Source organism: Arthrobacter sp. UYCu511, from assembly GCF_040547105.1.
Lineage (GTDB): Bacteria > Actinomycetota > Actinomycetes > Actinomycetales > Micrococcaceae > Specibacter > Specibacter psychrochitiniphilus.
In genome coordinates this window covers 40,064-56,148 of sequence record NZ_JBEPPB010000015.1, presented here as the reverse complement: position 1 = coordinate 56,148, position 16,085 = coordinate 40,064, and the positions used below count along the sequence as shown (strand labels likewise).

Annotated in this window: 13 protein-coding genes and 2 riboswitches; of the genes, 7 read left to right on the top strand and 6 right to left on the bottom strand. The window is 61.8% G+C overall.

Features of this window, described 5'->3' with window-relative positions; translation table 11 throughout:
• Positions 1 to 2 precede the first annotated feature (2 nt).
• Positions 3 to 213: riboswitch (cyclic di-AMP (ydaO/yuaA leader) on the bottom strand.
• Positions 214 to 354: 141 nt separating this feature from the next.
• Together ABIB48_RS16665 and ABIB48_RS16660 are read right to left on the bottom strand one after the other, a co-directional pair.
• The gene (locus ABIB48_RS16665; protein ID WP_502914147.1) at positions 355 to 1,104 is read right to left on the bottom strand and encodes a M23 family metallopeptidase; all 750 of its coding nucleotides are present in this window, start codon (positions 1,102 to 1,104) and stop codon (positions 355 to 357) included.
• A 70-nt stretch (positions 1,105 to 1,174) separates the two neighbouring features.
• Positions 1,175 to 1,421, bottom strand: a riboswitch (cyclic di-AMP (ydaO/yuaA leader).
• A 112-nt stretch (positions 1,422 to 1,533) separates the two neighbouring features.
• Complete coding sequence (locus ABIB48_RS16660) at positions 1,534 to 2,229, bottom strand: iron-dependent transcriptional repressor DtxR (protein WP_110104838.1); 696 nt, start codon at positions 2,227 to 2,229, stop codon at positions 1,534 to 1,536.
• 230 nt (positions 2,230 to 2,459) lie between these two features.
• Between ABIB48_RS16660 and serC the strand changes: the two genes are divergently transcribed.
• The gene (gene serC, locus ABIB48_RS16655; RefSeq protein ID WP_110104839.1) at positions 2,460 to 3,587 is read left to right on the top strand and encodes a phosphoserine transaminase; all 1,128 of its coding nucleotides are present in this window, start codon (positions 2,460 to 2,462) and stop codon (positions 3,585 to 3,587) included.
• Between the two features lie 129 nt (positions 3,588 to 3,716).
• Here the strand turns inward: serC and ABIB48_RS16650 are convergent, their stop codons facing one another.
• Entirely contained in the window at positions 3,717 to 4,226 is a 510-nt protein-coding gene (locus ABIB48_RS16650; RefSeq protein WP_110104961.1) for a DUF3027 domain-containing protein, read from the bottom strand.
• Positions 4,227 to 4,237: 11 nt separating this feature from the next.
• Positions 4,238 to 4,618 (bottom strand): cold-shock protein, encoded by a 381-nt coding sequence (locus ABIB48_RS16645; RefSeq protein ID WP_110104840.1) that lies wholly within the window; start codon positions 4,616 to 4,618, stop codon positions 4,238 to 4,240.
• A gap of 199 nt (positions 4,619 to 4,817) precedes the next feature.
• Here ABIB48_RS16645 and ABIB48_RS16640 point away from each other — a divergent pair, with 199 nt between their 5' ends.
• From ABIB48_RS16640 to ABIB48_RS16625, 4 genes are all read left to right on the top strand, one after another.
• Positions 4,818 to 5,057, top strand: coding sequence for a hypothetical protein (locus tag ABIB48_RS16640; protein WP_110104841.1), 240 nt, complete (start codon positions 4,818 to 4,820; stop codon positions 5,055 to 5,057).
• 20 nt (positions 5,058 to 5,077) lie between these two features.
• A complete protein-coding gene (locus tag ABIB48_RS16635; RefSeq protein WP_354213669.1) occupies positions 5,078 to 6,859 on the top strand; it encodes a helicase-associated domain-containing protein in 1,782 nt (593 codons plus the stop codon).
• Positions 6,852 to 8,501, top strand: a complete 1,650-nt coding sequence (locus tag ABIB48_RS16630; protein WP_354213668.1) for a DNA repair helicase XPB — start codon at positions 6,852 to 6,854, stop codon at positions 8,499 to 8,501. The genes ABIB48_RS16635 and ABIB48_RS16630 overlap by 8 nt, the downstream gene beginning before the upstream one ends.
• An 83-nt stretch (positions 8,502 to 8,584) precedes the next feature.
• A complete protein-coding gene (locus ABIB48_RS16625) occupies positions 8,585 to 9,418 on the top strand; it encodes a class I SAM-dependent methyltransferase (RefSeq protein ID WP_354213667.1) in 834 nt (277 codons plus the stop codon).
• A 30-nt stretch (positions 9,419 to 9,448) separates the two neighbouring features.
• Here the strand turns inward: ABIB48_RS16625 and ABIB48_RS16620 are convergent, their stop codons facing one another.
• On the bottom strand, positions 9,449 to 10,876 hold the full coding sequence (locus ABIB48_RS16620; protein WP_354213666.1) for a sulfatase family protein: 1,428 nt from the start codon (positions 10,874 to 10,876) through the stop codon (positions 9,449 to 9,451).
• A 41-nt stretch (positions 10,877 to 10,917) separates the two neighbouring features.
• A complete protein-coding gene (locus ABIB48_RS16615; RefSeq protein ID WP_354213665.1) occupies positions 10,918 to 11,769 on the bottom strand; it encodes a sugar phosphate isomerase/epimerase family protein in 852 nt (283 codons plus the stop codon).
• Positions 11,770 to 11,920: 151 nt separating this feature from the next.
• On the opposite strand from ABIB48_RS16615, the gene ABIB48_RS16610 reads away from it, so the two are divergent.
• Positions 11,921 to 13,414 (top strand): sulfatase family protein, encoded by a 1,494-nt coding sequence (locus ABIB48_RS16610; RefSeq protein ID WP_354213664.1) that lies wholly within the window; start codon positions 11,921 to 11,923, stop codon positions 13,412 to 13,414.
• A 168-nt stretch (positions 13,415 to 13,582) separates the two neighbouring features.
• A complete protein-coding gene (locus tag ABIB48_RS16605; protein ID WP_354213663.1) occupies positions 13,583 to 15,955 on the top strand; it encodes a polysaccharide lyase 8 family protein in 2,373 nt (790 codons plus the stop codon).
• Positions 15,956 to 16,085: the final 130 nt, after the last annotated feature.

The window sequence follows — 16,085 nt, the reverse complement described above, 5'->3', positions numbered from 1 at the left end:
AGGATTCCTCTCCCAAAGCCTGCGAGGTAAGCTGTCGGATTCGGATGGGAGTCACCCGGCCGCTCCACGTTGGCGCACGTAAGGAATTTCTTCCTATTCAGTGTTTGAACGCTTCGCGGCTTCACCCCTAGGGTTTCGCAAAAATAACGCGAATCCCGATTATTGGTTCCCCCGCCCCTGCCAGACGATTGATACGAACGGACCATGAGTAGTGGCAGAGCTAGGCAATCAACTCATGGACGCCGACTTGATTCAAAGTTGGCGCGATTACGACGGTACAACAGATTTTTCCCAATGTCACGTTCAGGTCACGGTCCTGTGACTAAGTCGTAACTAAAAGGGCCTGTGGAGGAGTTAGAGCCAACCCATGGGATCGACAACTTCATCGTCAATAATGACTTCAAAGTGGAGGTGGCAGCCTGTGGAGGCGCCCGTTGTTCCGCTGAGGCCTACCTGGTCTCCGCGCTCAAGCTTCTGCCCCACCTTGACGCCGAGGCTGCTCATGTGGTTGTAGGAAGTGGACAGACCGTTACCGTGGTTCACAACAACCCTGTTGCCGCCGCCGTAATTGTGCCAGCCAGCGAACGTCACTACGCCGCCTGCGGCAACAAAAACGTCGGAGGAGCACGGGGCGGCAAAGTCCTGACCAGTGTGCTGTTCACCGATTTGGCCGGTGATGGGGCTGATGCGGTTTCCGAAGGGTGAGGTGGTCTCAATGTGCTTCAGGGGCGCTGAGAGGGTTCCCTTGGCCGCCTGAGGGGCCACGTTGGAGGCGTTGACCTTCAGCGTTTCCTTCAGTTGACCATCGGGATTCAGGGCGCTGGCAATGTCCGGAGTAGCAAAAGTAATGGGGATCTGAGCGCCGGCTGTGACTGGACTCTCCAGTGAAACCGCGGCTGCAGCATCCATGGGGAATTCATCCGCACCTTGGGCTGAGGGAAGCGTGACAGCCAGGACCAGGCCTGTGGCTGCCATGGCAACACCCATTTTCTGGCCGGCGCCGCTGGAGGCTCCGGCACGCAGCAGCTGGGCTACTGAAATTCCTGAAGGGGCAGCTGCCCGCTCTGCGGCAATCAGTTCACGTCGGCTCCCGGGCACTGACATGAGCTCATGAGTTGCCTGCGATGACGCGCGACGGCGTCCCCGCTGTTTAACCTCTGACACTAAAAACCTCTCTACATAAAGCACCTGCGAAGTTAGCTGTCGGATTCGGATCAGAGAGTGTAACTTTCGATCCGGCCTACGCCCTTAGGCACACGCATAGCCATGGCGCAGTCCAACAGGATGCTGCGTCAGGGTTGTTGCGGGTATTGCATTCGAGTGTGGACTTCACCCCAAGACGGCCTATTGGGCCGTCAAAAGTGGTTCCCCCGCCCTTGCCTAAATGATTACTGGCCGGGCTGCGAAGGCAAGGTTCGGTGTCGCAGAACGGTAACGCTTTGATTACGGCGTCAGATAAATACTATACGGCACAAGCGGTAAACGTAACAATTCCGTTACCTGTTCTATTGAAAATGCCGTGTCAAAAATCTCTTAACCCATGGAGACGAACACGTGGGATGCCACTTCTGGCGGCAATTCCAAGGCGCCTTCAATGCCGGGAACCCGTACGGAGATGTACTCGCCCACCTGGGCTAGGGAGATACGGGCCCCTGGGCGCAGCCCACCCTCATCCAATTGGAGCAGGAGCTCGGGCTCCACCTGTATCCTTTCGGACAGCCGGTGGATGATCACTTCCTGTTCGGGAGCATAGGCGGCCATGGCAGCAACGAGTGTGACCAATCCGGCAGCAAATAAGGGCGCCACTTCGCCACCTAGCTCTTCCAACCCCGGAATGGGGTTTCCGTACGGCGATTCCTTGGGGTGGCCTAGCAAGTCGAACAAGCGCTGCTCAACTCTTTCGCTCATGACGTGTTCCCAACGGCAGGCTTCTTCGTGCACATAAGCCCAGTCCAGACCAATAACATCCGCGAGAAGCCGCTCCGCCAGACGGTGTTTGCGCATGACACGGGTTGCCTTCTCACGGCCGGCTGTGGTCAGTTCCAGATGCCTGTCACCGGAGACGATCACCAAGCCATCGCGTTCCATCCGCCCAATGGTCTGGGAGACTGTGGGCCCAGAATGGTGTAGGCGTTCGGCGATGCGGGCCCGTAGAGCCACAATGCTCTCTTCTTCCAATTCCAGGATGGTCCGCAAATACATTTCAGTCGTGTCAATCAGATCGGCCACGGCAGCATCCTCCTGTTTTGGGCAAGAATATTGAGCAAAGTCTTTTCATCTCTACGTTAGCCTGAATACCATACCTGTTGGTAACCAGTCCATCCCTGGCAGCCGTTCGCCGTTGAACAATATTTTTCGTTTCCCACTCATTTTTCCGCTCAGCGAACTTCTACGGCAGAATTGGCAAGAGTCCTTGATCAACCAAGGACACTTCCATCGCTTAAATTTTGGAGCCAGCTGTGAGCGAATCCACGCCCCTCACCATTCCCGCCAACCTGCACCCGGCCGACGGCCGCTTCGGCGCCGGCCCCTCCAAGGTCCGTCCCGAGCAGGTCGCGGCACTCTCCGAAGCCGGCACATCACTGCTTGGCACCTCCCACCGCCAGGCGCCCGTGAAGAACCTTGTGGGCGATGTCCGCAGCGGCCTGAAGCAGTTCTTCAATGCACCCGACGATTACGAGGTGATTCTCGGCGTGGGTGGATCCACCGCGTTCTGGGATGTTGCGGCGTTTGGTCTGGTGGAAAACAAGGCACAGCACCTCTCCTTCGGTGAGTTTGGTTCCAAGTTTGCCTCCGCCACCAACAACGCCCCGTTCCTGGCCGCCTCCTCCATCATCAAGGCCGAGCCCGGCACGCGTCCGGTGTCTGTTGCCGAGGCCGGCGTGGACGCTTACGCCTGGCCGCAGAACGAAACCTCCACCGGTGTTGCCGCGCCCGTAAAGCGCGTGGCCGGTGCCGATGACGGTGCGCTGATCCTTATCGATGCGACCTCCGCAGCCGGTGGCCTAGCCGTGGACGTGCGTGAGAGCGATGTTTACTACTTCGCCCCGCAGAAGAACTTCGCCTCCGACGGCGGGCTGTGGCTTGGCCTGTTCTCTCCCGCCGCGCTGGAGCGTGCCGCCCGCATCGCGGCCTCCGACCGCTGGGTGCCGGACTTCCTGAACCTCAAGACCGCCATTGATAACTCGCTGTTGAACCAGACGTACAACACGCCTGCGCTTTCCACACTTGTCACCTTGAACAACCAGGTGCAGTGGCTCAACTCCAACGGTGGCCTCGATTTTGCCTCGGCTCGCACCGCGGATTCCGCCGGACGCCTGTACACCTGGGCCGAGGAATCCGCCGTGGCCAGCCCGTACGTGGTGAACCCCGAGGACCGCTCCAACGTCATTGTGACCATCGACTTCGATGAATCCGTCGATGCCGCTGCCGTGGCCAAGGTGCTGCGCGCCAACGGCATTGTGGACACCGAGCCCTACCGCAAGCTGGGCCGCAACCAGCTGCGCATCGCCACGTTCGTAGCCATCGATCCCGAGGACATCACAGCATTGATCAAGTGCATCGAGTTCGTCATCGAAAACATCTAATAGCAATTAGCCAGCAGCCCACGAAGGCGCAGCAGGCAAAGTAAACACAGTAAAGGCCCCCTCCGGAGAACGGTGGGGGCCTTTACTGTGCCTACTGTGTACTAACTGCTTTTGCTAGGCGGTAGGGAATTAGTCTTCTGTGTCTTCTGAGGCGCCGTCTTCTGAGCCGCCGTGCTCCGAGTGAGTATCGCTACCGTGCTCAGCGTGCCCGTGCCCCGCCGGCCCATGGGCAGCAGCCAGAGCGGCAGCCGCTTCTTCTTCCTCTTGCCGATCCTCCGGGCGAACCCGATCAGACCAAGGCACCCACGGCGGTGCCAATACAGAGCTCTCTGTAGGCAACATGCCCACTTCATTGACAGTGGAGTACTTGCCACGCGCAATCCGGCTCAAGGAAGCGAACCACACCCACCCGGCATAGCCCGGCTGAAGAGATTCGAACAAGTGACTCACGCAGCGAACACCTTCACTGCGGGCACCCAGATGCTTGCCAATGAACGCACCATCGGCAATGGTCAACACCGCGTCGCGCGCAGTATCGACGTCGGCCGCAAGGAAAGCGTCCGGCTTTCCCACCCGCCACGCCGGAACACCGGGCAGCGGTGCAGGAATGGCGGTTGTAGTGCTGGGAATTTCGGTCATGGTGGGCACCGTTACGCGTCGAAGTTGTCGGCAACCTTGCGCAGCGCAGCAGCAATCTTGCTTGCGTCGCCGTCAGGATATTTGCCGTTGGTCAGTGAACCAACCGAGTGTTCAAGCAGGGAAAGCAGGTCCTGGACAATGGGTGCAAGATCCCGGGCGGGCATCCGCTTGGCCTTCGCCACGGAGGCGCTGCGGTCTAGAACCTTCGCGGCCATGGCCTGAGCGCCCTTGCGCCCATCCGCCACACCAAATTCCAGCCGCATGCCGGGCTTGATGTCACCGGCATCGGCGGGCAGGGCGTTCGCGCGCAAAAACACCTCGCGGCCGTCGTCGGCGGCAATGATGCCAAAGCCTTTTTCGTTGTCGTACCACTTCACTTTGCCGATAGGCACTTGCTTTACCCCTTAAAAGTTGAAATTCGTGAAACGCATTCCGCGCCTGCGCGGTTGCTCTACGCCGTTCCCGGTCCCGGGAATCTGGCGGGCGGTGCCTGCAATGGCGGGTTGTGCAGCTCTACTGAGTACTAGGTTACCGCCTTGATGAAACCCGTGTGGCTTTGTGCCACACCTGTCCGCTGTTAGCGTTATGACTATGAGCCCCCATTTTTCTGCCCCGCAACGGTTGAACCGCGGCTGGGCGATCTTCAATTACACGGCCATGGCGCTGGCTGTCATCGCCCTGATCGCCCTCATTGTGGTTCTTATCAGCAAGTGGGCCGGCGGCCTCCCCTGGCCCGGATTCAACTGGATTGCCATGCTCGCCCTTCCCGCAGCCTTCCTGATGATGGGCACCAGCGTCCTGTACGCAGTGGCCGCCCGCCGCCGCTCCTAACCCGCCTGACTCGCTGCTCTATGGGTACCTTGGCGGCGTTTGCGGCGGATCTTGCCAACCGCCCGGAGCCGGCCCTGCGCAAACTTCTGCTGCTGCGCCCCGATGCCTTGAACCCGCCGGTGCCCACATTCGTGGCCTTGGCTGCCCGGCTTTCCACCGCCTCCTGCATTTCCCGCGCCCTGGATGCACTCAACGCCCCGGCCCTGCAACACCTTGGAACCGGCCCGTGGAATGCTCAGACTTCCCCCAACTCTTCCCTTATGCCGGAGCTCTATGCCCGCGGCCTACTGCTCCTTCAAACGGATAACCAGACGGACGACGCCGGGACCGGGCACTACATGCATGCCCCCTATGTGCTTCCCCTGGCCCTTGTTCCCAACCCGCAGATGCCCTCCTCAACTCTTCCGCCCGAACCTGTGGTGCGTGCGGTCACCGAGGCTGTGTGCAAGAACGCGGCGGGAAGTGCCGCAGATGCCTTGTTACGATCCGTCGATACGCTCGCGGACCTCGCTGCGCACACACCATTGCAGGCGCTTCGCAGTGGCCAGTTCGCGGCACGTACAGTGCGCCTCGTGGCCCAAAACTTGGAAACGGATGAACTACACACCCATTTTCTTCTGGACCTGTGCGCCACGGCAGGGCTGTTGACGTTCCAGACTTCCACCCGGGACTGGCGGTGGGCAGCCCCTTGGTGGAGCGAGCTGGAACGGCAGGAGCAATGGGTGGGCTTGATCCGCTCCTGGCTTAGCTCCCCCGCAACAGCTGGCGAGCCAGCACTAACTAGCAGGGCGAGGCTGCTGTCAGTGGTGGCTGGCAGACCGGCTTGGGCCCCGGTCGCCGTCACCAGCTCTGCCACCACCTCTGCCACCACCCCTGTCTCGCCCTCCGGGATCACCTCAGCCGGGGCCCTGAGCCTGAATTCAGTCGTGGAATCTTATTTGTGGAATCACCCGCGTACAGCAACGGCGGAGGTGGCAGCACTTCCGGAATTACTCACCCACTTGGAATGGCTGGGTCTGACGGGCGCCGGGGCCTGCAGTTGCGCCGGGGACGCCGCCGCCCGGAACGATTGGTTACAGGCTGCGAGCGCTGTGGCGCAGCTCTTGCCTGCGGCGATTGATCGCTTTGTCATTCAAGGCGATCTCACGGCCATCGCCCCGGGCCCCCTCCTTCCCCACATCGCGGCACAACTGAGGTGCGTGAGCGTTGTGGAGGGGCGGGGTCCGGCCGGAATCTTCCGTTTCAGCGAATTGTCCCTGACCGCTGCCATGGGAGCTGGCATGTCCGCCGAAACCATCCAAAATTTTCTCAAACGGTATTCAAGCACAACTGTGCCACCATCATTGGAATTTCTTATTGCGGAAGCGGCCCGGGCGCAAAGAACGCTGGCGCCAACTCCCACACAATGCCTTTTTGCACCCCAGCAACCGGCACCCCCGCACTGGGTGGGGGACGCGCCATGGCCAGGCTCCGGCGTCGTACTTCTCGAAGAAGTGGAAGCACAGCTGGCACTCTTACGGGCGGCAGGGAAAAATACGGCCGGGAAAAATGAGGCAGGGCAGGGTGAGGTAGGGCCCGCCCTGGTGCTGGAGGGGGTGCGCCGAGCTGTTGCCTGCGGATTGAAGATACGGGTTCATGCGGTCAATAATGTAGGCGTAACTGAACACGTGACGGCGGTGCCAGTCTCATTTTCGGGTGGGCTGCTGCTCACCCGCCTGGCTGACACCGGCGCGCCCCGGCGTTTTAGTATTCACCGAATTCAGAGTGTGGACGTGCTGGAAGGAGAGGAGCTCCGTGGCTGATGGCCCGCTGATTGTTCAAGGGGATAAGACGATTCTGCTGGAGGTGGCGCACCCGGATGCGCACGAGGCTCGCCACGCCATTGCCACCTTCGCCGAGCTGGAGCGCGCGCCGGAACACATGCACAGTTACCGGATCACCCCGCTGGGGTTGTGGAATGCGCGTGCCGCCGGTCACGACGCCGAGCATGTAGTGGACGCCCTCCTGCGCTTCTCCCGTTATCCAGTGCCTCACCCGCTGCTGCTGGATATTGCCGAGACTATGGCCCGGTATGGCCGGCTGCGGCTTGAGAAGGACCCCGTGCACGGGCTGGTTCTACGCAGTGACGATGAGATGATCCTGGCCGAGGTCAGCCACACCAAAAAGGTTGCCGCGCTGCTTGGTAGCCGCATTGATCCGCTGACGGCGGTGGTGCATGGTTCGGCCCGCGGCGAGCTCAAGGCCCTGCTACTCAAGGCCGGGTGGCCCGCCGAAGACCTAGCCGGCTATGTTGACGGGACGGCGCACCTGATAGCGCTGACGGACGGCACGGCGCCGGGACAGTGGACGTTACGCCCCTACCAACGCCGGGCCGTGGAGAATTTTTGGGCCGGAGGATCAGGCGTTGTAGTGCTCCCCTGCGGTGCCGGCAAAACCATTGTGGGCGCGGCGGCCATGGCGGCATCGGGAACCACCGTCCTGATCCTTGTCACCAACACCGTCTCAGCCCGGCAATGGAAAGCGGAACTGCTCAAACGCACCTCACTGACGGAGTCGGAGATTGGCGAATACTCAGGTGCCGTGAAGGAGGTCCGTCCCGTCACCATCGCCACCTACCAGGTCCTGACCACGCGCCGCAATGGCATCTACCCGCATCTGGAACTGCTCAATGACCATGACTGGGGACTGTTGGTGTACGACGAAGTTCACCTTCTACCTGCCCCCATTTTCCGCATGAGCGCGGATCTGCAGGCCCGCCGTCGTCTGGGGTTGACCGCCACCTTGGTGCGGGAGGATGGCCGCGAGGGCGAGGTGTTCGCCCTGATCGGCCCCAAGCGCTTCGACGCCCCCTGGAAGGAAATTGAGGCCCAGGGTTACATTGCCCCAGCAGATTGTGTTGAGGTTCGTGTTGATCTCTCCCGGCCCGAGCACCTTGCCTATGCCACAGCGGACGACGGCGAGAGGTACCGTTTGGCGGCTACCTCACCAGCGAAGACGGTTGTTGCCCAGGCTCTTGTGGCCGCGCATCCCGGGGAACAAATCCTGGTGATGAGCACGTATCTGGACCAGCTCGACGAGTTGGCGGAACGGCTGGATGCACCCCTCATCAAGGGCAACACGAAGGTGGCAGAACGCGAACGGCTCTTCGAGGACTTCCGGCAGGGCCTTATTTCGGTGCTGGTGGTCTCCAAGGTGGCCAATTTTTCCCTCGATCTGCCGGAAGCCTCAGTGGCTATTCAAGTCTCCGGATCCTTTGGTTCCAGGCAGGAAGAGGCGCAACGCTTAGGCCGGCTCATGCGGCCCAAGAAGGATGGCCGGACCGCACGCTTTTACACACTCGTGGCCCGCAATACCGTGGATGCCGAGTTCGCCGCCAAACGCCAACGCTTCCTGGCCGAACAAGGCTACGCCTATCGGATCATTGACGCCGCGGACATTCGCTAAAGACTACAGTTTTTGAAGGCGCATTAACTTGGCCGCCGAACTTGCCACGTGTCGGTTGGCACTCGGCGGAGTAGGATCAAAAAATGCGGGGCCCTCCGCACTTTGCTCGCGCCAAGGGAGACGCCATGAACACCGAGGAGTCTGTTGCCGCCCACTACGGACGCGGCAAGGTAGAGGAACAGTTACTGGGGATCATTAAGGCCGGCGGCGGGAACCCCGAGCACTTTGCCCCAGCCGATCTGCACGGCGCAGACCAGCTCCACATTGGTGGGGCAGCCGCAACCACGCGCATAGCCCAGCAGTCGGGCATCAATGCCAGCACCCGGGTCCTTGATTTGGGGTCAGGTACCGGCGGGGTATCCCGCCATATAGCCCACAGCTTCGGTGCCACCGTTCACGGCGTGGACCTCACCCCGGAATTCGTGGAGCTGGCCCGCTCACTCACGGCCCGCACTGGACTCACTGACCAGGTGGCGTTCAGTCAGGGGAGCATCCTCTCACTGCCCTTCGACGATGATTGCTTTGACGTGGCTCTCCTGATCCATGTGGGGATGAACATCCAGGACAAGGACACCGTCTTTGCCGAGGCGGCCAGGGTACTGCGTCCCGGCGGTGTCTTCGCCATTTACGATGTCATGCTCATGGGCGGGGACGTTGAGGGTTATCCGCTGCCGTGGGCACTCACGGCGGACACTTCCTTTATGCAGCCTCCGCTCGCCTATAGCGACGCCCTGTCCCAGACCGGATTCATTGTGGACAGGGAGGCCAAACCGTTGGCCGAGGGAATTGCGTTTCTGGAAAGAGCCACCAGCTCAGGAGGACCTGCCGGGGTGGATTTGCCCGCCATGGTGAACTTGCTGGCGGCCTTCCGGTCAGGTGTTTTGGCACCAGTGGAAATATACGCTCACCTGCCCTGAGCCCTGCCACCTACACTAGATTCGCCCGTCCTAGACGCAGGCCCCGTCCATGTCTCTCACCCACGCCTCGTGTAAGGCGAGGAGTTCAGCGGCGAGGGCTGGTTCGGCGTCGTACAGGTTAGTGGTCTCGGCAGGGTCCGTAGCCAGGTTGGCCAGGAAGAAGCCGCTGCCGGGCTCGGCGTGCTCCACGTCCCTGATGGCCTCCGCGACGGGCGAGCCGGGCTCAACCCACACCAATTTCCAGTCCCCACGCCGCACAGACCACTGCCAGCCGCAGTCCCAATGTAGGGCGTCGTGACTGGATGTGGCCAGCAGATCGCGGCCGTCGCTGTGCGCATAGCGGGACGGGTCCGCGCCGGCTGCAGCCATTGCCGTGGGCAGGATGTCCATGGAACTCGTGAGCCCGGCCAGCGTAGTGCCGGCCTCCACGTGCCCGGGCCAGCGCAGGAGGAACGGCACGCGCACGCCACCTTCCCACAGTGTGTACTTTGTCCCACGTAGCGGCAGGTTCACACCGTAGTTGCAGGTGGATCCGCCATTGTCAGTGAGGTAGATGACGATGGTGTCCTCGGTGAGGCCCAGCTCATCGAGTTGGTCCAGGATGAGCCCAATTTGGGCATCCATGAGCTCCAGCTGGGCCAAATAGTAGGCGCGGCCGTTTTCCAGGTGCGGGCTGATGGCGCCGTCGTACCAGTCAATGTACTCACCGGCGCCGGGGTTCCAGTCCTCGTAGGCGGGCAGCCCGCGCTTCTCCAGCTCCTCGGCGGGTAGCTGCCAGCAGAAGTTGTGGACGGCGTTGAACGCGACGGTGGCCAGGAACGGCGTCTGCGCGTGCTCGGCCACGAACTGGCGGGTCCGCTCACCAATGGCGTCAGTCAGGAAGCCCTCGAGCTCCTGCGGTTCTTCGCCGTTCCACAGCGGCTGGACAGCCATGGGGAATGCGGCCTCGCCGTACTCTGCCACCGACTCCTCCGAGTGGTGCAGGTAGTTGAGCCGGCCCATGGATTCCCCAGCCAGGCCGTAAAACGATTCGTCGTAGCCGTGTTGCGGAGGGGTGCCGCGGTGGCCGTGGTGTTCGCTGCCGTAATGCACTTTGCCGAAGTAGCCGGTGGTGTACCCCTCCGCGCGCAGCAGCTCGGCCATGGTGGGCACGCTCTCCGGGCCAATTTCTGAGTCCGTGAACCAGCGCGCACCCCATCGCTGCTGGTAGCTGCCGGCGGCAAGTCCCGCCCTGGACGGCGAGCAGATGGGCGCCGTGACGTACGCGTTGGAGTACGAGGCGCCTTCCCGTGCCAGCCGGTCCATGTGCGGGGTGTCCACATCGTTCTGCACGCCGAGGATGGAGCGGTCGGCGTAGCCGTGATCATCGGAAATGATGACCATGATGTTGGGCTGGCTGGATGTGCGCGGCTGGTAGGGCTGGTGCTTACTGACGGGCTTGCTTACAGACGAGGGCATGGCTGCTCCTGTAGGTGTTGAATGAGGGGGCAAGTTCAGGGTTACGGAGCCAGTACGGCCTTGAGCGATTCCAATGCCTGTGCCACGGGCGGCAGCGTTGGATGCCAGGCACGTTCCCATTCAAGGGAAATCCATGGCTCGGTAGTACCGCGGGTGGCCAAAATTCCTGCCACCAGATCCCGCATCTGCGCCAGCGGCAGCTCTCCGGCGCCGGGCAGGGTGAGGCTCACTGTATTGGTGCCCTGCTGACGAACGCCGTCCTTGTATTGGGCGTAGGCCAGCGAGTCCGCGAGCAACTCGGCAGTGCGCGCGGGCGCCTCGTCGTAGCGCCACGGGTGCATCAGGTCCCAAATCACCTGGACAGGCGCGTCCGCGTCAACATGAGCCAGAATCCGCACAATATCCTGCGCCCGCGGGTGCGAATCGTGAGTTTCCAACAGCATGCTCACGCCGCGGGCCCGGGCATGGGCGGCTGCAGCGTTGAGCCGGGCGGCACCGTGCTGATCCGCCGCCAGCAGTTCCGCGGACGGCTCCTCTCCCGGCCCACACGGCTCAACGCCGGCCCCCGGGAAAACCCTGACATGTGCGGCGGACAGATCTGCGGCAAGGTCCACGGCGGCCAACAGTTCCGCGAGCACCGGATCGTTTACGCCCACCCCCTCGTGGGGGACGGCACAGACCCGGACGTAGCTGGCCAGGGCCAGGACAGTGATCCCGGCAGCGGCGAGGGTGCCCGCCACGTGGGCGCGCCCGGCCGCATCCATGGAAGGGAAGACGAACTCGCCGTCGGCGGCACGGAGCTCCACACCAGTTGCCCCCGATGCGTGGGCGGTGGCAATCACCTGTTCCAGAGAATCCCCGGGACACCCCAGGGTGGAAAACGCCAACGGCATGGCAATCCTTTCATCGGCAAACAACGGCAGTCCCATTAACTCTAGTGCGGAAAACGCTTTCCATCAATGTTTGCGGTCTATTGAGTCCTCCTTTATTCCTCTGCCGGAACACTGGTATTGATGAGGGTTAAACACCTTTGAAGGAGCACTCGTGACCGGCCAGCCTGCCAGCAAGCCCAACATCATTTTCATCCTCAGCGATGATCAAGGCCCGTGGGCGCTGGGCTGCGCCGGAAATGATGACATCCACACTCCCGTGCTGGATCCCCTGGCCGCCAACGGCACCAGATTGGAGAATTTCTTCGCCGTCTCCCCCGTCTGCTCCCCCGCCCGTGCCAGCCTCATGACGGGGCAGATCCCGTCCCGACACGGCGTCCACGACTACCTCACCGGAGTGGAGGTCGGAGCCGGGGCCCCGGATTATCTGGCCGGGCAGGAAATCTTCACCGACGTGTTGGCCGATCACGGCTACCGGATGGGACTGTCCGGAAAGTGGCATCTGGGCGCCAATGACGCCCCGCGCAAGGGATTTGTGCACTGGTACGGACTCGAAGGCGGCGGCAGCCCGTATACCGGCGCCACCATGTACCGCAACGGCGAGCGCGAGGAAACCACCACCTACCTGACCGACGCCATCACCGAGGACGCCCTCGCCTTCCTGGCACGGGAAGGTGCCCGGCGGCAGGAATCAGCTGCAGCCCGACCTGGAGAAGTGGAGCCGTTCTTCCTGGCTGTGAACTACACGGCACCGCACAAACCGTGGAAGGGCCAGCACCCCAAAGAGTTCGAGGACCTGTACGCGGACTGCGCCTTCGAGAGCTGCCCGCAGGAGGAGCCGCACCCGTGGCAGCCTACCGTGAACGGGGTGGCGATTGGCGGGGAACCGGACGTCCGGGCCGCCCTGGTGGGCTACTTTGCCGCCGTTAGCGCCATGGATGCGGCTATTGGGCGGCTCATGGCGCACCTTCAGGAGCTGGGCCTGCGTGAGAACACCCTTGTCATTTTCAGCAGCGACAACGGCTTCAATTGCGGCCACCACGGCGTGTGGGGCAAGGGCAACGGCACGTTCCCGCAGAACATGTACGACTCCTCTGTCAAGGTTCCTGCCATCTTCAACTGGCCCGGACGCATTGCCCCCGACCTTATCCGTCACGAGCTGCTCTCCGCGTACGACATCGCAGCCACCATCCTGGACCTGGTCGGCGTGGACCCGGCACCGTTTGAAACGGGGCCCGGCTCATCCTTTGCCCCGCTGCTGCGTTCCGGTGGGGTGGCGTCCGGGAGGGCGGGAGACGCCGTCGTGGTTTATGACGAATACGGCCCGGTCCGGATGATCCGCACCCACGAATTCAAGTACGTGCACCGCCACCCGCACGGCCCGCACGAGCTCTATGACCTGGTGGCCGACCCTGGTGAGCGCAGGAATTTAATGAACGACGCCGCCCCGCACCCTGCGCTGGTGGGTTTGCGTTCGCAGCTGGCTGGCTGGTTTGCCAAGCACGGGGTACCGGAGTTTGATGGCGCAGCGCTCCCGGTTGCCGGTGCGGGCCAGCACAGTCCGTTGCGGGCCGTGACCCTGGGGTCTGTGACAGGAGCCGCGGATCCGCTCGGCGCCTTCACGGGCCCCAATTGGGATGGTGTGTAAGAAAAGAAAATCCCGTCGCGCTACGGGGAACGGCAGCGAGAAAAGCACTATCCGAAAGGTTGGTCCCTACCAGTAGTCCTTTATTCCTCTCTTACGCTGCTTCTGTACTGCTAGGTATCAAAGGGCCCTGCATCCAGTGCGGCGTCCGTGGAGTAAAGGAAACTTGCCATGACGCATGGACTGACCAGACGGCACATTCTACAAGGCGCTGGAGCCTTGACCTTCGCCGGACTTCTTACGGGCGGTTTTGCTCCGCTGGCTCAGGCCGCGGAGACCGCCACGGCTCCGGAGCTTGATGCCTTGCGGGAACGCTGGGTTGATCAGATCACGGGCCGCAAGCTCATCACGGCCGGCGATCCCGAATTTGCAACAGCGCTAGTCCGACTAGACACCGAGGTGACCTCCTCAATTTCCAAGCTACTACCGGGCGGTAACCGTGTGCAGATTTTTTCGGACGCCGCGTTCAGTGCTGATACCCACATGGTCACCACGTACAAGCGGCTGGCTCAAATGGCTACGGCGTGGGCCACCCCGGGGTCAGCGCATGAGGGCAATGCCGAACTTCTCCATCATCTGCTGGCCGCTTTGGAAGATGGCAACAGATTGATTTACAACACCTCACAACCGGAATTCGGCAACTGGTGGAACTGGGAAATCGGTGTTCCCCGTCCCTTGGGTGATGCTCTGGCAATCTTGGGATCGCACGTCCCGGTGGAACTACTGGGACGGTATATGGCCGCCGTGGATCATTTCATTCCGGATCCAACCAAGCAGTTCTCGGCAGAGCGCGGGCCTATCCTCTCCCAAGGAGCCAACCGTGTGGACATCTGCCAGGGCAGCATCATCCGCGCCATTGTTGGCCATGACCCGGCCCGGTTGGCACAGGCCATCAATGCACTGAGTCCGGTATGGCAGTACGTTACCAGCGGCAACGGATTCTTTGACGACGGCTCGTTTGTGCAGCACTCAACCATCGCGTACACGGGAACGTATGGGCTGGTACTGCTCAGTGGGCTTTCTAAATTGTTCTCGTTGCTCAGCGAATCCGAGCACGCCGTCTCCGATCCCAGCCGGGACATCCTGTTCAAGACCGTCGAGGATTCCTTCGCGCCGTTCATACACAATGGCCAGATGATGGATTCTGTGCGCGGCCGCGCCATCTCACGCACGCAGGAACGCAGCTACGACAATGGTGACAAGGCCATTGAAGCGATCCTGTGGCTGGCCCGCGCTGTGGACCCTGCCACTGCCAAGCGCTGGCGCAGGCTCTGCCAGGGCTGGATCTCACGCAACACCTTTGAACACCCCATGACGGGGGCGTCGATCCCCCGCACAGCACTGCTGAAGGACTTGGCAGCTGCACACGTAAGTCCACTCGCTGAGAATTCCGGGCACAGCTTCTTTGCAGGCATGGACCGCTCCGTTTACCGTGGAAGCGGCTGGGCGCTCAGCCTAGGCCTGTGCAGCAACCGCATCGCCTGGTATGAGTGTGGCAACGGCGAGAATGATTTAGGAGCCCAGACCGGTTCCGGCATGACCTACCTGTACACGGGTAAAGCGGACCACTTTGACGACAATTTCTGGCCCACCGCAAATCTGGTCAAGCTACCAGGGACCACGGTGGACACCACCCCCCTGCCCCCACGAGTTGAGGGGCAGTGGGGAGAGCGTACGCCGGGGAACGACTGGACCGGAGGAGTCAGCCTGGGCACCAGTGGCGCTGTGGGCATGCACCTCCTCGCCCCGGGTGGCACCGGCATGCAGGCACGCAAGGCCTGGTTTTACGCCCCGGACATGGTAGTGGCGCTCGGGGCCGGCATCCACTCGCCATCAGAGGCTAGGGTGGAGACCGTTGTGGAGCACCGCAATCTGGGCCCTGCGGGAGGCCAGAAGATCACCCTCGACGGCCGCAGAGTGGCTTCCGCAGCCGCCTCACCGAGCATCCACAAAAACCCGAAATGGGCCCACGTGGAAGGGACCGGCGGCTACCTGCTGTTGGGTAGCACCGCACTGACAGTGTTGCGCGAACAGCGCACGGGGGCGTGGAAAAATATCAATAGCGGCGGCCCCGCAGATATCATCCAGCGTGAATACGCCACGCTGCTCATAGACCACGGAAAACAACCGAAAAAGGCCAGCTACGCCTACGCACTGCTACCGGGAGCCACTGCCAAGACTACCGAAAAGGCAGCTCGCAAGGCACCGCGCATCCTGCGCAATGACACTGTAGGACAAGGCGTTGCGTTAGGACACAAGGAATCCGCAGCAGTGTTCTGGCAGGCAGGTTGGGTAGGTAACATTTTTGCCAATGGACCCGCGTGTGTACTTTATTCGGGTAATCCAGGTCACGGCCGTCTCGCGGTAGCTGACCCCACCCATGCTGCCGAGTACTTGGCGATCACGCTCAAGGGCACAAAATACCGCCGCGTCACGGGTGGAACAGGCGCCACTCTCTCACGCGATGCAGCTGGCAACACGGTGGTCACAGTACGGGTGGCAACATTGCTGGGCCGGACAGTGGAGCTGAGCCTGCAGCGCTAACCACCCGGACATAACACGCTCCACTGAAGACGGGGCCAACCCGCGAAACGGCTGCATAAATACACCCTTCTCGCGGGGTGGCCCCGTCTTCACTCCACCCCGTATTTGCGAAAGCTCAGCGTACTTGAAA